A 17,733-nucleotide genomic window follows, 5' to 3' on the forward strand; every position below is an offset into this window, starting at 1 on the left:
TGGCTTACTTCTGTTCACTTTGTTGGTCTTTGCGATGAACGCTAAAGTTGAACTTGGTGAGCTTGTTCGGGGTAATTCGCAACACTTTTGGGTTTTCGCTCACCACTTCCATGGAGGTGGAGAGCGAATCAGTGTCCAACTTCACGAGGAAGTTCTTACCTTTCTTATTGAGTACCCATTGGTCGGGCACGTGGTAACGACCGTACTGGTCTGTGTAAATAACGATTCCCTCAACCGTCATCAACTTAACGCCCGGAATACCATCTTCGTAAATACCTTTGTTCTCGATAACGATTTCCCACAGGTAATCCTCGCCATCGCGATACAGGTTTCTGGTTACGTTGAGGTTTTCCGCGCTCAGTCCCTTTTTCTTGTCCGATTCATGCTTAAACTGAATCTGACCTTGTGCGTCGAACTCGATACGAGAGCCCGCATCGGTTGTGACGTAGAAATCAAAGCTTTGCTGTGTGCGAGTTTTAAATTGAATCACCACTTTGCTGGTTTCTGGCAGTGTTCGGTTCACTGAATGTCCCCAAAGGTCACCAAGCTCCAAACCTTGTTCAAGTGCAGTGGTTATCGCACCATCTTGAATAGCAACGTCTTGACCATCACGAATGATGTGCGTCGAATCAGCGATGTAGCCTTGTGTTGCTAAGTTCGCAGTTAGCTCAACATCAAACGCGGTTGCATCAGCTTGGAATCCATCTTTGTTATGATCTTCAAAAACTTTACCGATGATCGATGAGGTATCGAACACCTTGTCCGGCTCAATGGTCACTTTGGCGGTGTCTTCATTAGAAACAGCCGAGCCATCAACCTTCGCTACTGCGGTGTTGATGTAATCACCAAAAGTGGCACCTACCGAGACACGCAATAAGTAACGAATACGCAGCTTCTCGCCCGGATCAAAGTTCAACGATGTGAACATTAACTTGCCCGTATCTGATGGATCTTGAGAGATAACCTGATCGTCTTCCGTACCGAACTCACCATCAATGCCGCTTAGCACAACTTCTGATGTATCCACGATGTATTTCAGACCACCTGGGTAACGGTCTTCCACAGTCACGTTCTTAAAGTAAGATTCATTGTTGTTCTCAACGATGATCTCGTACTCAACCGCATCACCCACTTGCGCGGTATCTTGCAACGCAGACTTGGTCAGCTCCAACTCTCCAGAATTATCAGGAATCTTCTTGATATGAGTAGTTACACTGTCGCTGGTTTCGGTACCGTCAGATTCGGTCGCCGTAAAGGTATTGGTAATGTCGTCATCCAAGCCCTTACCTAGCGTACCCACGACCTCAAACGCGTAAGCATTTCGTTTGTTGGATTTCAGGTTAACGGTAGTGTCTAAGTCTTTATTCGACGGGAAAGAATGACGCTGAATAACCGCGCCTGAGTCGTCGACTTCCACACCTTCAATTGTCCAATCGATAAAGACTTTATTACCTGTGCTGTTTTGTAGTCCACTGATCTCATCGGTTAGACGAACATTAGCCGCGTTACCTTGACCGTTGTTGGTCACGGCTAAGTAATAAGTGACACTGTCGTCATCTTCGGTGTATTCAGGCTTATCAGAACGTTTTTCAACAACCAGATCAGCACCCACTGGCGGCAAATCCAAAGCAGATACTTGATCTGCCACTGCCTGCATCGAGGTTTCAGAGGCCAACATGCCTTTAGAACGAGCGCGCATCGCTGGGCTACCAGTTAAGTCGAGGTAGTATCCAAGCACATCGATATTAGTCAGCATGTCTTCGTTGACCGTCAATGTGAACGTGTAATCAATCTTGCCGCCCGGCGATATGTCGACCAAGGTGAACAGGTCTTTGTCGTCATCAAAGGTGCCAGGTTGAGTTTCAGCCCCTTCTGATGTTGCCGTTAGTGTCCATTCATCAAACGCATTACTAAAATTACCATCAATATGATCACCCATGGATTCAGAGAACTGGGTGTAAAGCGCGACATCTTTGGCTATACCTCGGCCTATGTTTTGCACCACTAAGTGATACTCAACCTGCTCTCCCGGCACGTAATACGGGGCATCGGTAAACAGCTCAGCTTGAACCACAGCCGCAACTGTTTGAACTGGAGGACTGATAACATCGCCGCCATCTACTTGCGCAGTATTAATGATGTGTCCGGTCGCGGTATCGACTACGGTGCCTTTTGAGCGGAACACAACTGTGCCGTGCGGTGCAATATCCACACTGTACTCAATCGGGCTAATTTGCTCCGTCGTCGTTCCTACCGTGGTTGACTCAACAACCAAAGAAGTGGTTCCAGCAACAAAAGCAGGCCCAGTGGTACCATCGTAATAGCCCACCTCTATCGTGCTCATGTCATCGACAACACTTAAATCGCTGATGTAGTTGTTAGAGGTGTTTTCAATGGTAATCAAGAATTCCAGCTCACCACCCGGCTCATACTCGGTTTGTACGTTAGTTTTCGTCGCAACAAGCTCAGAGTCTTTCGGTGTCATGACTACCGTTGAGTCTTGTGGTGTTCCGTTATAAGTGATGGTTGCCGTGTTACTGATATCGCCAATCGCCGTCGTACGAATCAACGCCTTAACATGGAATGTCACGGTACTTTGTGGCGCCACATCCATACTCACATCGATATCTTCACTCAAGTCGAACGTCTTGGGAGTGACAACAGAGCGATCATCCGAGGCGTCAAAGCTCACTTCCCATAGTAGGAATGCCGACTCTTGTTTATCCGCGGTCGTGTCGACTTGAATGTCACTGATGATGTCTTGAAGTTGAACACCAGATGCAAACGCATCAGAGCTGTTGGTTACGGTGATGTCGTAGTTAATCAGCTTGGTTACTTCATACGATGGCGTATCAACCGTCTTCTTGACCGAAACCGTCGCCAACACTGGTGTACTGGTAGCACTGTCATCAAATGTTGTGCCGTCAAAGGTCGCTGATGCGATGTTAGTAATATCGCCTGTCGCCAACGGATTAGTCGCAACTTGAATAGTGAAAACAATACTGTCTTGAGGCGCAATATCGAGCGTCTCATGAAGGTCTTCACCACGGGTTGCATCCGGTACTGGGGTTTCACCGGTTGTCGATACCGCCGATATTTGGATTGAAGCAGGGTCAAAAGCTTGTTCAGTCGTACCACCTGCAATCGTGGTTTCAACCGACTTCAGCGCATCTTCAATAGCAACATCTTCAGCCCAACCTAAGCCGTTATTCTTAACGGTCACGGTGTACTGAAGTGTTTCTCCCGGAAGGTACTCTGCTTTATCGACATCTTTAGTGATCTCAACTTGCGCATCTTCTGGAATGTAGGTCGCGTCTGCAGAGTGCTCACCGTCGTCGCTATCAACTTTAACGACGTTAGTGATCTCGCCTTTGGCCTTATCATTAACAGTGTTGGTCACGACAAATGAATAACTGTCACCCGGGTGAATGCTGTAAGTCGCACTATAACCCTGTGCGTTATTAACCACATCTTTGCGAGCGTTCAGGGCTGGATCGCCACTGCCATCAAGCTGTTCGTCGCTAATGATCCAATTACCTGTCAACGCTTGCTCTTGATCTGGGCTGTTAGCCACCTCTGTCATGATGGTATCGATGCGATCCGTCAGGACTTGATCGACAAGGTAACCTTCACCTGTGTTAGCCACGGTGATCTTGTATGAGATAGGTTGACCCGGTTGATACTTAGCATCAGGTTCTGCAATTGGCGTCGTTTCTTTGGTTAGAACCAATTGACCCGACTTCGGAGTGATAAAGCCTTCTCGTAAGCGAGCGATCTTCGAATCGTCCAAACCATGTCGTAGATAAGCCGTATTGGTAAAGCGCCCAATCGCATCATCACGAACCTTACCTTGAACGTGAATACGGACAGCTGTGTACTTATCACCACCACCCGTACCAGCATCGTCACGCCCAGCCATCTTGATCGATTCAACAGGTAAATCGATGTCTGGACTGTTTTGACCAACTAGCTTATCTAACTCTGAAAAATCATTAGCGTCAGGGTCTGATGGCGCGGAGTTATAAAGCACATCGTAATCGACGCTCCACTCCGTGAGTGCGGTTTGCATCGAACCATCGACAGTTTCGACTTCGAAGCCACTGATGATGTCGCGGATTGAAAACAGGCCAGAATCCACATCATCGTTGGTAATATCGATGTAGTAATTCACTGTTCCTCCCGGCACGTACTCAGGCGTATCCGTCCATTTATCAATCAGGATATTCGAGCGGCCCGGATCAAGTACGATGTCGTTGGTGTTATCACCGTTCACTTGCGCCGTGTTGGTAATAGTGCCTGTCGCTGAAGTCGACACGGTGCCTTTCACATCAAACACAATACGCTCGCCAGGACGAAGATCGACAGTTGCATTCAATGGGACGCTACCGTTGTAGTTACCTTGCACGTCATAAGTGCCTGCAGGTTCAACCGCAATAGCCGTTGTCCAGCTAGAGAACGCATCATCACCATCTTCGGTTTTGATGGTGTGAATCGCATCAATAACGCTCACATCATTTGCGATGCTATCGCCTGTGTTATCTAACGTAACTTGATACTCAACATCACCACGTGGTGCGTAAGTACAACCGCTACCATCGTTTGAAGGAACAGAACACCCTGCCGATTCACCATCGGTATACACCAAGGTTTTGAAGTAATCGAGCTCGGCATCTTTAGGGGGGATCACTTGCGACGTTGCAGAGCCACTTCCTGCGGTCACTTGGTTCGCATCAATCGTGCCCAAAGCGTCGTCACGAACGACACCGGTTAAGTTAAAGGTCAGCCCTTCTCCCGCGGCAATATCGGTTTCAATGTCAAGGTTGCCACTGGTGTTGTAGCTTGGTACATAAGTATCAATATTGGCATCAATACCATTGCTGACTTCATGGGTCATATCGCCAGAAACAAAAGCGGATTCCGTTTTACCGCCAATCACTTCGACTTGGATATCCTTTACCGTGTCTTTGATTTGAATATCATTCGCCCAACCGTTTTCAGTGTTAGTGACCACAAATTCATACTCAACTTCGTCACCCGGCAGATAGGTATCCCCATCATTGAACGGGTTGCCGTTAATCGACACCACGCGTTTTTCAACACTGATATTATTTCCTAGTGGCATTAGAGTCGCAGTACGAACCTTACCGTCATAATTCGCTTTGTTTTGAATATCGCCCAACGCATCCTCACGAATCTCAGCATGGATGGTGAACGTTAGGCTTTCTTGAGGCGCGATAACAATGTCGTTATCAATATTGACGTTATTACCAGAAACGAAGTCAACCGCGTCTGTAATCGAACCTACCGCTGCCGTTTTTTCTAGCTGCACTTCCCAACCAGATAAAAATGGCTGGCCGACAGGGTCAGTGCCAGACGTCGAGGCATCTTCTGCAATGCGAGTCTGAATTGCAGAAATAGTATCTTCAAGGCGAGAACCATACTCAATACCATTACCCGTGTTCTTAATTTGAACTCGGTAGTAAACCTCACTTTCACCAGCGACTTGAGAATACTCAGTCTTTGCCGAGGAGAGGCCTGCGTCATAAAATGCTTTCTTAGAGAACGAAATTTCAGGCTCAGCCATCTTTGCAGGTGGAGATACGGCAATTAGTTCATTTCCGTCATCTTCATCGATGTACGCTCGGTTAGTGAAAGAACCTACTGCTTTCGGACTGATTTTGGCCTTGATGACGTAACGCACAAACGATGACAATACTACACCGCCAAAGTTGTCTGCCGATATATCAAAGTGCGTATCAATCGGTTGATTGTCTTTAATCGAGTTATCTACATCAGGATCTGAAATCCCCGATCCATCAGCGAAAGTTTCAATCGTCCAACTATCAAACGCCGAACCGCGAGTTCCATCGTAGTATTGAGTCGTTATCTGGTCGATATCATCACGCAGGCTAATGTCATCAACGTGCGCCGATGCGATGTTCTCGATTAGGATTTCATACTCGATGTAGCCGCCAGGCATGTAATTGGTAGCACCAACCAACTCATTACCATCCGTGTCGTAGTAAGCCAGAATGTTTTTTTCGTAATCAATTTTGCGACCAGTTTGCGAAATATTATGAGATATCGTGTCGCCATCGACGGTTAGAACGTTAACAACATCGCCATTGGCTTTGTCATTGATGGTCGCGACAACTTGGTACTCAAGCTTAGCGCCCATCGGAATATCGGCTTCAACATTTAGGTTACTGTTGGTTGATGTGTAAACATTGCCAGCACCTGCGCCCGCATCCACATACTCAGAATCAGTTCCAGTTGCGATCGATGTGATGGTCCAATCTGAATACGCTGGTCCTGTATTACCATCCACTAAGCTGACCGTAATATCTTCGAGGTTATCGACGATTGGAATATCGTGAGCGTTACCTTTGCCGTCATTCTCAATCACTAAGTGATAGGTCACGGTTTGAGCGGGCTCGTACACCGCTTCATCAGTCGTTTTATCAAAATCTAAATGGTAGCCATCGGGAATCACGACGGTATCTCGATAATGAATATCACCGACCGCATCCGGTCTTACGGTACCTGTTACTGTGTAAGTCACGTCTTCGCCAGCATCGATATCAATCGAGGTTACGATGTCAGTGTCGTTCGCAACATCACCGTCTTTGGTACCATCTGTTGTACCCGCGTTCGCAGGATCGCTCTTAGCAACCGCCACCGTAAACTTGTTTGAACCTACCGAATCATCGAAAAATGGATTACCTGAATTGCCATCTTGTAGCTCCACTGATATGTCATTAATCAGTTCGTTAACGTCTACGTTGTTTCGATAACCATGTCCATCTTGAGAGTTGTACCTAATGGTATAAGTCAACTCATCTCCCGGAGAGTAGCGGTTAATGTTAGTAGTGCGAACAACGCCGCCGTTATTATGTACCTGATGGTTTTCAGCCACGGCACGTTTGGCATACTCACAATCGTCAGTACAATCGGCATTATCATCATGAATCAGCACGGCTTCGTTGCGGATTATGCCGCCGTCTCTGTCCGCTACACCGTTAGATACCGCATTGTCTTTGACATGCGCCTTAATACGCACCGTGACAAAGTCTTTGGCCGGAATTGAAACTGGGAACTCCACATCTTCAGTCGTTTGAGGGCCGAAACCAGAGCCAGTATCAACAGACCAATAGTCAAACGGGTTTTGATTAAGAACATCTTCTACTTCACCATCTTTATCATTCGCTAGCGTAGTAGTGATCTCACTCAGGCGATCCATGAAGATAAGATCGGTCTCATCAGTGTCGCTGTTATTGCTAATAACGATGGTGTAGGTGAGATCTTCACCCGGCGTGTAGCGGACAACATCGGTCGTTTTGGCTAATGAAACATTGATGTCATAGGTACTGTGTGAGTTATCTATTTGAGCGGAAGAGCTGTGGTCACGGTCTGTAATAGGATCGTAAACATCAACACGGTTCGATACTTGTTCTTCTTCATAGTCAGACTTAACAATGCCGCTCACCTCATAGTGAACCCACCCTCCGGGAGTGATATCAACGTCGGTATCGATGTCAGTGTCGTTAGCAATGCCACCGTAACGAGAACCCGGTTTATCTGTGTTGGTCGAACCTACAATTGTCCAACTATTAAAGAAGTTAAGCGCTGAAATACTATCTTGTACCGTTGCGTCATTTGCATAGCCAACACCGCGGTTATAGATATAAATATCGAACGTAGCGCGCTCACCTACAACAAAGTCGGTATTTTGAGCGGTCTTAGCGACTACAAGATTCGGCTCGCTAGGATAGGTACGTACCGTATCCGATAGATTAGTATCTGGTCCCGTCACTGTTGCGGTATTGGTGAATGCTCCCCAAAGAATCTCACTGTCGACACTGCGATCGAGTGTCCCAACAATGGTATAAGTAATCGTCGCACCTGGTGGGAGCTGAGCGGTGGCATCCAGATCATTGTTATCCGAGAACGATCCAGGGTCAGTCACGGCTTTCACCCACGGGGAGTCTGCCTCTCTTTCTGCACTGATCGTCCACGAAGAGAACACGGGCTTGGTTTCACCCGGCTCGTGAAGTAACTCTGCTTCTATGGTACTGATTTCATCTTTAACATTGATGTTAGAGGCGAAACCGTTCCCTGCTGGGTTGGTAATGCTGATCGTATAAGTGACAGTATTGGTGGTGTCGGTATACGCGTTTTGTTCGTCATGACCATCAACACGCTTATCCAATACTAAGTAGTAATCTCGTGGGTATGAGCCTCTATCGGAATAAAGTACGCTGTCAACCGTCACTTCATTACGGATTTCATCATCGGCAATGGGGTTTACGATCGCGGCAATGCTATAAACGATCTTATCGTGTGGAGCTAGCTTTGCCTTCACATCTAAGATCTTTTGATTCTTCTGATTACCTTCTATGTCATCAGTAAATCCGGGATCACTGTTTGTCGAAATTGAGCCGTCAGAGGCATAAGATTTCGCAGTAATAATCCAGCTCAAATACGCTTTAGTCGGTGTATCATTAATAGACTGAGTCATGACAGAGACTAAATCATCATAAACCGGTATATCAATCGCATAGCCGTCACCGTTATTCTCTACCGTGATGTCGTAGTTCAGGGTACCGCCAGCTGAGTAGTAACGAGAATCCACTTCCTTTTGGACCTTTAATTTCGAGTTTGGCATTTGGACGCCAGAACCCGACTCGCCTAAGTTATCCCCTAAGCACAAGCCGGCATCGGTACCATCATCAACAATCTGCCCCACACTGGTATCTGCCACTTTTGCGGTCAGCTTATAATGAACGAAGCCCTCAGGTGCGAGGTCGACTTTCAAATTGATGTCGTTTGTTGTCCAAGTATTGTAATTAAATGAACCATAATTCGATCCTTCACCACTTCTATCAGCGACTTCAAGCTTCCACTCGGAAAATGCTGAAGCATTAGAGCCATCCGCTTGCTCTGTCACGATACAAGCAAATTTATCGACAACTTCGATATCGTTGGCGAAGAACTCTGTGTCCTTGTTAGAAATAACAATGTCATAGACCACTTCGTTATCACCGACTATCCCCGGAACATAAGTCGTATCTGTGGTGTTCTTATTACGTGTAATTTGACTTGATGACGTCGTCAGAACGTCTTTCGAATCGAGAATATTGGCCAAAGCATCGCCAGAATCCGCGAGGCCATCAGCATCAACCACTCGGGCAGCAACTTGGGGAATTTGACCAATAGACACAGGGCTAACGTCCACCACAACGGAATAAACAATCTGCTCACCGGGATAGATAGACACTTTGTCTTCTAGTGACTTGTTGGACTCCTTTCCAGATACATTGAGTTCAGAAAGGCTATTAGAACCAATCGAGGTCACTTCATTGGTCCAAAAATCGTAAGGATTACCAACAGTGTCAGTTGCGTTCTTTTCGTTGCTGACATCGTTACCTAGATCGGTTTTAAGATCTGCAAGAAACTGCTGAACCGAATAATGGTAAGCAATACCGGAGTTTGCTTGGTTGGCAACCGTGACCGTATAGGAAAACTCATCGTCGACTAGGTAGCTATCCGATTGGTTCAAGGTATGTGTCAGGGTGATACTAGGCTCAGTGGGCGGAGTGATAACCTCATCAACTGTGACCAAGTCATCGCGTGTTTCAGCAGTTATGTCGTCATTAACAATGTCGCCGACTAAACTGTCGGCAACGGTCGCTTGAATTTCGTAAGTCACAGACCCGCCTATATCAATCGACGCACCACTTACTGATAAGTCCCCTGATTCGGCGAAGGTGCCTGGTTCGCTCTTGCTGCCTTCAACCTTGCTGACTGAGTTAACGTTGTCAGTAAAGGCTTGTTGCAAAGCCCCTTCAATATCGAGTGCCTTTATGTCTGAAAGGACATCTTGAACGTCGAGCGTCTGAATAAACGTATCGCCAGTATTCGAAACCTTAATCTTATAGGTGAGTTTGTTATTGAGTTGATAGTTCGCCTTATCGACCGAAACAACAACATCGTGTTGATACACGCCACGCTGAATGGATTCTGTATTTGATTCAACAGCATCCAACAGTCCAGTGCTCGCACTTGCGACGTTATCAATCGTACCGGCTGCGTCAGCAGAAACGGTGGCGACCATGGTGTAGGTCACCGACCCACCAGCCGCAATACGCACACCTGATGCATCTAAGTTTCCGAAGCGACTGTAATCACCTGGAGATGAAAGGAAGGAGGATTGCGCTTGAGTCGAGACTTGCGAGAACGCGTTGACATTATTCCCTTGGTCATCTGTCGTTAAGATATTTAACAGCTCATCTTTAACGTCCAACTCAGCGATAGCTTTATCCGACTCATTCGTTAAAACAAGCGTATAAGCCACCTCTTGGTCGTTGTCGTAAGACGCGCTGTCAACAGACAGATCCATAACAAGACCCGTTGTGTCCGCATAGGAGGCCAATGGAAACAATAGAATGGATAAGAAAAAGGCAAGATTGTATCTGAACATTAACGCGCACTTCACAGTAGATTGACAAGCGTCTAGGCAAAAAGCCATAGATTTGACGTCACTAATTTGGCACTTAGCCTGTTAGGGACATGCGCAACATACAGTTCAAATAATCCGAACAATTAACATCCGTAAAAAACAAATTACTGAAGATGTTAAATAGAGAGTCTGATGTCTAAATTAGAATCAAGACATTGAGTTAATTATCAGAAGGTTAATGTTTTAATGAGTGAGTTTTCACAGTTGTTACGTAACTTCAGAAAGGAACTTCAATTTACACAAACAGAGTTTGCAACCTACTTAAATCAGCTGGACGATGAGTTTAATGCGGTTGACGTCGTAACGATAAATCGTTGGGAAAACAGTAAGGTAAAACCTAGTACATACAAAGCACTCAAGATATTACAGTACCTTGGCGGAGATTTGTTTGAGACAATAAAGAGCTTTAAGTCCGAACAAAAAGACACACTAATCGAACTGTTTTTAAACGAATCCTATGGCTCATTTCAAAGTAGAATTTCAGCTCTATCAGGCCTGAATCAACAACAAGGCGAACGCAACTTTAAGTCACTGCCTTTAATGTCAGAGCCGTGTGACACTGGCGTTATCGACAGAATCAAACTACTTTCTAAATTCACAAAAGTCGATATTTCGCCACTGGACCAAATTGATTTATATCTCTACTACTGTGAGAAAAAAGCACATGGTCACAAGCTGATCAATGTTGATGGCGACATTGTGAGTCACAACGTAGGCTTTTTCTTTAAAGACCATCAATTTGAGACATTAAAAACTCAAGAGCTAGATCTAAGAATGGCCTGCTCTTTAAATTCAAGCAAAAGCATAAATTATTTTAATATAAGCTCACACTCAGAGACAAAAGATCATGTTATTGAGCATATAGTTTCAGATATACAGTTACTTTCTCAGAACAAAAACATTAAAAAATATTCTGTTTTAGTAAAAGACCCCAATATGATGAGACTCTTGAAGAGTGTGGGATTTGAAGTATTTAAATTTTCAGAACCTTCTGCTAAAAAATGTAATATTACATTCAAAAATAAATATTATAGCTACTGTATATTAACGATTGATAAAATAGACTATCTGACTAATCGGAACGTAATGTCACTAATCAAAGATGAATATTCTACCATGATGAAATTTCCGCAATTACTGCGCGAAGCGCGCAAGAAATTGAAGTTAACGCAAAAGGATTTTGCGGCATACATTAATCACTTAGATGATGAATTCAGCTCTGTAGATGTCGTAACGATAAATCGATGGGAAAATAGCAAAGTAAAGCCAAGTAATTACAAAGCCCTAAAGCTATTGGACTGCCTTGGTCTGGACTTGTATACAACGTTGAAATCCTTTGATTCAGAAGATAACGAAGACAGTGCACTACTTGAAGACTTCCTTCGTGAGAGGTTCTTTTCGTTTCAAAGCCGAATATCGTCTATCACTAAAGGGGAAATAGAAGAAGGCTGCGACTGTCAGATCATGCCACTAATGACAGATCAGAATGACAAAGCAGTAATAGATAGAATAAAGCTGATTTCACAATATACAAAGATGGATCCTTCAGCTCTTGATACTATCGATCTGTTCCTCTATTGCAGTGAAAAAAAGGCGCATGGCCGAAAAATGGTCGATGTTAATGGCGATATTGTTAGTCATAGCCTAGGTTTTTTCTTCAACGAAGAGGTATTCGAGCAATATCAAAATAAACATCTGCATATTAAGCAAGCTTGCTCTTTAGATTCTAACCAGAACTTAAATTACATTGTGGTTAGCGGTCACTCTGAAAAGCGCGAACAATCTATTGCGAACCTGATTTCCGATATGAAGCTTCTTGCAAGCAATACTAAGATCAAGAAATTCTCTATGATGATCAAAAACCCAAATGCATTGGAGCTGATGAAAAACCTTGGATTTGAAATATGGAAGTTTTCAGAACCAACAGAAGAAAAGTCGAACATCACCTTCAAAAACAAAAACTACCGCTATTGCGTACTGACTATCGACAAGATTGAATTACTGAGTAATAAGCATGTTATTTCTTTTATTAGTAAATATGGTTAAGCACCGGATTTTACCAACGATAGAAAGCTTATACTAAATTCTGCTTAAGCTTTTCTTCCAACGCATGGATACACAGCTTGATGGCGATAGGCGTATTTGAAGCGAATGGATTTAGCGCATAAACCGTGTTGGTGGGTAATTCAAAGCTTGGCAGCACGTCGACAACATCACCAAATAACTGAGGAATGCAGAAATCTGGAATCACACCGATACCAACACCTGATTTAATCAGTGCAAGGCAACTGTGGAACGAATTGGTGACGCAACTAGCTTGCTGTTGGTAGACAAAGTCCTGCTCAGTTTGAGAACTAAAATGATGAGTCACCTGCTTTCCCTGCCAAGAGTTTGCAATGTAAGGAATCGATTCAAGCTCACGTTCACGCATGCTTTCAACGCCACATAACACATCTTTAAACTCACCTAACCTCTTCTGCTTTAAGTTACTGTCACGAGAAGTTCCTACTCGTACTGCGAGATCAATATCGTGTTCCATGAAGTCTAGATGCTGATCGTCGCTTATCAGTTCTGGCTTTAACTTCGGATATTGCTTCATTAGATCTGCAATGACGGGTACGACGAGCAAGTCCATCAGAGCATTCGACGCCGTAATACGAATCCGACCTTGGGGCTCTTCTAGCTCAGCTTTCGCCATATCCCAAGCCGATTCAGCGATCACGTTGATGTCTTTGCAACTCAAATAAAAACGCTCACCCATACTGGTCAGAGATTGCCTGCGTGTTGTGCGCTTAAGAAGAGAAGCGCCTAGCTCTTGTTCTAAGATTTTGAGGTGCTGACTGACGACAGATTTAGACAACTCAAGCTTTTCAGCCGCAGCTGATACTGAACCCTGCTCTACGATATGAGCGAAAATCGACATCTGCTTTAGCTTACTCATTTTATTGTTCTCTTTTTACAAACAGTATTTTCTATTATCTCTGTTTTTCAAATCAATTTCCAAGACTAAACTCAATTCAACTTATCGAGATACCAAATCAAAAAGACAGTGCTCGAAGCAAGACTGTTATGGAGAAAGACAATGTTAGACAACCAAATTTTAGAAGCATGTAAGCAAGGCATTAACGCGTGGCAAAAAGCTTTCAACAGCCAAGATGCGAAAGGTTGTGCCGATCAATATACTGAAAGCTGTGTAATGGAAGCGCGTCCATTTGGTACTTTTGAAGGTCGAGAAGCGATTCAAGCGTTTTGGCAAGGTATCATAGACCAAGGCTTCAAAGACGTTGATTACACTGACGTGAAATGGGAAGAGCACCCAGAAGGCGGCTACATCCTTACTGCTAGTTGGACAATGAATAAAGCATTTGGTGTTGTACACCGTGAACACTGGGCAGTACAAGAAGATGGTAAAGCTCGTCTTGTCAGCGATGACTTCGAAGTTCAAGGTGAACGCTAGAGCTGTAATTAAAGGCTAGAAGCTCAAAACTCAAAATAGAAACAGAAAACAAAAAGCCAGCAATCCAAATGGACTGCTGGCTTTTTAATGTTCACTCTTGTCGCCATTTCACTTGATTTGAAGGTGATTGAGTGACTCTACACAATCACTCACACGCTCATCATTTCAAATCAAAATGTCTGGTAAGACAGAACAAATACAAGTCAAAGTTACAGTGCTGCTTTCTTCGCTTCTGTAATCCAACCATCGAACGTGCTTTGGTTCGCTTTGATCCAACCGTTTACGTGCGCTTCGATATCCGCAGAGCGGTTCTTACCTTTACTCATCATCATGTTCTGAGCGCTTACATCATTGATGTTAAGTTTGATGATTTCAAAAAGCTTCGCTGCTGATGGGTTGTTCTTAGCAAACTCTTTATTCGCAATAATGCGCATTGAGTTCATTTCGAAGCCGTAGTTTTTACCATTAGACAAAGTAGTATCAACATTCGCACGCTCACCAGGTAGTGAAGAGAACGGAACTTCTAGCCATACTACATCTTCGTTAGGCACCAATACGCCACTCACCCAGTAAGGTGTCCACGTGTAGTAAAGGATTGATTCACCTTTCTGGTAACGTGAAATTGTGTCTGCAATGATTGCCGCGTAGTTACCTTGGTTGTGAGTCACCGTATCGTCCAGTTTGAATGCCGATAGTTGGTGTTCGATAACCATTTCACAGCCCCAACCTGGGTTACAGCCTGTTAGGTCTGCTTTGCCATCACCGTCTGCATCAAACAGCTTTGCGATTTTTGGATCGGTTAACTGACCAATATTAGTGATGTTGTACTTTTCTGCCGTTTTCTTATCAATCAGGTAACCTTGAGCAGCACCACTAACATACTGACCTTCGCGGTAGAATTTGTCATCGCCACCCGCCATGGTGTACTTTTCAGCATGAAGTGGGAACCAACCTACAGTTAGGAACGTTGCATCACCTTTTGCAATTGAGGTGTAAGCTACGTTGTAGTCCACTTCTTGTGTTGATTTCACGTCGTAGCCAAGCTCTTCTAAAGCACGGTTAACAATCAGTGTTTGGAACGTTTCTTCAGCAACTGAAGATTGAACAGGTTGAACTGATACACCTTCACCTGGCAAGCTTGCTGCCCACACGTTCGTTGATACAGCCAGTGTCGAAACGATGCTAACGGCTAGTTTGCTCTTCCATGAATTATTCATTGGTGTTTTTCCTTAGTTGTAGTTCTGATTGTTTACCGCGATTTAAAGCTTTTAGCACAAGAGAAACAGGCCCCATGTGATACCAGCGTAATTTTGTATTGCCGGCATTTACCCCAAGAACTTGGGTAATACGGTCAAGTAGGATTGCCAAAATAACAATGCCTAGACCACCAACAGCGGCCAGTCCCATGTCTAAACGGCCGATACCTCTCAGTACCATTTGACCTAAACCACCTACCGCGATCATTGATGCGATAACCACCATCGATAGCGACAACATTAGTGTTTGGTTTACGCCCGCCATAATGGTTGGCAATGCCAGTGGCAGTTGAATTCGATATAGCATCTGCTTTTTGCTTGCACCGAATGAGTGACCCGCTTCGATCAACTCTTCCGGTACTTGCTGAATACCCAAGATAGTCAAACGTACAACAGGAGGAAGTGCGAATATGATGGTCACCACCACACCCGGAACGTTACCGATACCAAACAACATTACGATGGGTACAAGATAAACGAAGGCTGGCGTCGTTTGCATGGCGTCGAGAATTGGGCGTACGAATTTAGCCGCAGTATTACTACGCGCGAGCCATATCCCCATGGGTAAACCAATCAACAGGCAGAAGAAGACCGACGTCATCACCAACGAAAGCGTGGTCATGGCTTCAGACCAAGCGCCAATCAAGCCGATGAAAGTCAAAGACACGGCCGTTGCAACGCCAAGCTTCAAGTTTGAAAACTGCCATGCCACTAGAAACAAGATGATCAACATGAATGGTGCTGGCGTAGACACCAACGCCGTTTCAAATGAACTTAGGATAAAATCGATAGGCACACGGATTGCCTGGAATAATGGGCGTCCGTGCTCAACTAACCAATTCAGTCCAGACTCAACCCAAGTATCAACAGGCAGCACAGCCTCTGCAAAAGGGTTAAGTGGATCAAAAGGTGTCGTTTCAACGGTTTCGCTGCTTAACCAATCTGCTGATGGTGAGGTATCAGCCGCTTGCCCCCAAGGATCACTTGCAGGTTGAGCTGCAGGGGCCGATTGAGACCATGGGTCATTATTTGTTTGTTCAGACGACATGATCTACCCCTTATCCAATGTTTGTAACAGTCGTGACTTAGTCACCACGCCAAAGTAATTACCTTGCTCATCCACAACAGGCACTGAGTAAGGAACACCACCAACTAGGCCAAGCACATCATTGATTGGTAAATCAGGGTTCAGCGTTAATCCATCATCGAGCTGCGCGCTGACGAGTGATTTGTTCTCTTTGTGAGCTTTACGAAGCGAGTCAATAGAGACAATGCCGGAGTAACGGCTGCTCTTCTCAACTACGATGCCGTATTCGCGGTCGTTATCCATTAAAATTTGCAGAGCGGACGCCGGGCCATCGTGTTCTGATTTTTTAAATACCGCGGCTGGCTTCTTACGCGCAATGTCTTTCACAGTAAGCACGCTTGCCACGTTCACACCGCGGAAGAAAGCTTCGACATAATCGTTGGCTGGGTTATTAAGAATATCGTCTGGAGTACCTACTTGAACCACTTCGCCATTTTGCATAATCGCAATTCGGTCACCGATACGCATCGCTTCATCCAAATCATGCGAGATAAAAACAATGGTTCGTTTATCGTCATTTTGAAGGCGAATAAGCTCATCTTGCATTTCTGTACGAATCAAAGGATCGAGCGCCGAGAACGCTTCATCCATCAACAAGATATCTGGGTCACATGCTAGTGCACGAGCCAAACCAACACGCTGCTTCATACCACCAGATAGTTCATCTGGGTAAGATTCTGAATATGCGCCAAGGCCAACACGTTCAAGTGCTTCAAGTGCTGACTGCTTTCGTTGCTCAACTTCAACACCCGCAAGCTCTAGACCAAATGCGGCATTCTCGATGACCGTCATATGCGGCATCAAAGCGAAATTTTGGAAAACCATCGAGATGTTGTTGCGGCGAACTTCGCGGAGTTCATCTTCTGAGATGTGGGCAATGTCTTTGCCTCGAAGAAGCACATTGCCTTTGGTTGGTTCGATCAAGCGGTTAAGAAGGCGTACTAGGGTTGATTTGCCAGATCCTGACAGTCCCATTATGACGAAAATCTCGCCTTCTTGGATACTAAGAGAAACATCGTTAACGCCGATCGTTAGCCCTGTTTCTTCGAAAACTTTATCTTTATTTGCGCCTTCATTAATCATTGTAAAAGCACGGTCGGTGTCTTCACCAAACACCTTGTACAGTCCCTTAACTTCCAGTATGGGATCCATGTAATCTAATCCTTTCTCAGTTATTTAAACTTAAATTGGTTATTTAAACCCGAAAAACAATTAGCACTCTAAGTAATTGACACGTGTAAATCAAGGTTCTTCGCTCGGTAAAACAAGGCAACAGACTGAAACCAGACCAGCAACAACAAGACCAAAAAATAAGCAAAAACAAAGCAAGCTACTGATAATAAAAGGGATAAATTAGATAAGCGTACGGCCAATATTATGTATTACGTAGTCGTAGATTATTGAATATTAATTT

The 17,733-nt window shown here is 44.7% G+C and carries 7 protein-coding genes; 2 read left to right on the plus strand and 5 right to left on the minus strand.

Features of this window, described 5'->3' with window-relative positions; all coding sequences use genetic code 11:
- Positions 1 to 4: 4 nt before the first annotated feature.
- Entirely contained in the window at positions 5 to 10,399 is a 10,395-nt protein-coding gene (locus tag AB4138_RS12060; protein ID WP_372306230.1) for a hypothetical protein, read from the minus strand.
- Positions 10,400 to 10,705: 306 nt separating this feature from the next.
- Here AB4138_RS12060 and AB4138_RS12065 point away from each other — a divergent pair, with 306 nt between their 5' ends.
- Positions 10,706 to 12,565 (plus strand): helix-turn-helix domain-containing protein, encoded by a 1,860-nt coding sequence (locus AB4138_RS12065; protein ID WP_372306198.1) that lies wholly within the window; start codon positions 10,706 to 10,708, stop codon positions 12,563 to 12,565.
- 28 nt (positions 12,566 to 12,593) lie between these two features.
- Here AB4138_RS12065 and AB4138_RS12070 read toward each other — a convergent pair whose 3' ends face one another.
- A complete protein-coding gene (locus tag AB4138_RS12070) occupies positions 12,594 to 13,460 on the minus strand; it encodes a LysR family transcriptional regulator (RefSeq protein ID WP_372136202.1) in 867 nt (288 codons plus the stop codon).
- Positions 13,461 to 13,601: 141 nt separating this feature from the next.
- Here AB4138_RS12070 and AB4138_RS12075 point away from each other — a divergent pair, with 141 nt between their 5' ends.
- A complete protein-coding gene (locus tag AB4138_RS12075; protein WP_372136201.1) occupies positions 13,602 to 13,976 on the plus strand; it encodes a nuclear transport factor 2 family protein in 375 nt (124 codons plus the stop codon).
- 209 nt (positions 13,977 to 14,185) lie between these two features.
- Here the strand turns inward: AB4138_RS12075 and proX are convergent, their stop codons facing one another.
- Genes proX through proV form a run of 3 tightly spaced genes read right to left on the minus strand, consistent with a single transcriptional unit; the run spans position 14,186 to position 17,471 of the window.
- Positions 14,186 to 15,193 carry a glycine betaine/L-proline ABC transporter substrate-binding protein ProX gene (gene proX / locus AB4138_RS12080; RefSeq protein ID WP_372306202.1) on the minus strand — a complete coding sequence of 336 codons (1,008 nt, stop codon included), beginning with the start codon at positions 15,191 to 15,193 and terminating at the stop codon, positions 14,186 to 14,188.
- A complete protein-coding gene (gene proW / locus AB4138_RS12085; protein ID WP_372306205.1) occupies positions 15,186 to 16,280 on the minus strand; it encodes a glycine betaine/L-proline ABC transporter permease ProW in 1,095 nt (364 codons plus the stop codon). The genes proX and proW overlap by 8 nt, the downstream gene beginning before the upstream one ends.
- Positions 16,281 to 16,283: 3 nt before the next feature.
- Complete coding sequence (gene proV, locus AB4138_RS12090) at positions 16,284 to 17,471, minus strand: glycine betaine/L-proline ABC transporter ATP-binding protein ProV (RefSeq protein WP_048614446.1); 1,188 nt, start codon at positions 17,469 to 17,471, stop codon at positions 16,284 to 16,286.
- Positions 17,472 to 17,733: the final 262 nt, after the last annotated feature.

This window comes from Vibrio sp. 10N.286.52.C3, assembly GCF_041468865.1.
Classification (GTDB): Bacteria; Pseudomonadota; Gammaproteobacteria; order Enterobacterales; family Vibrionaceae; genus Vibrio; species Vibrio crassostreae_C.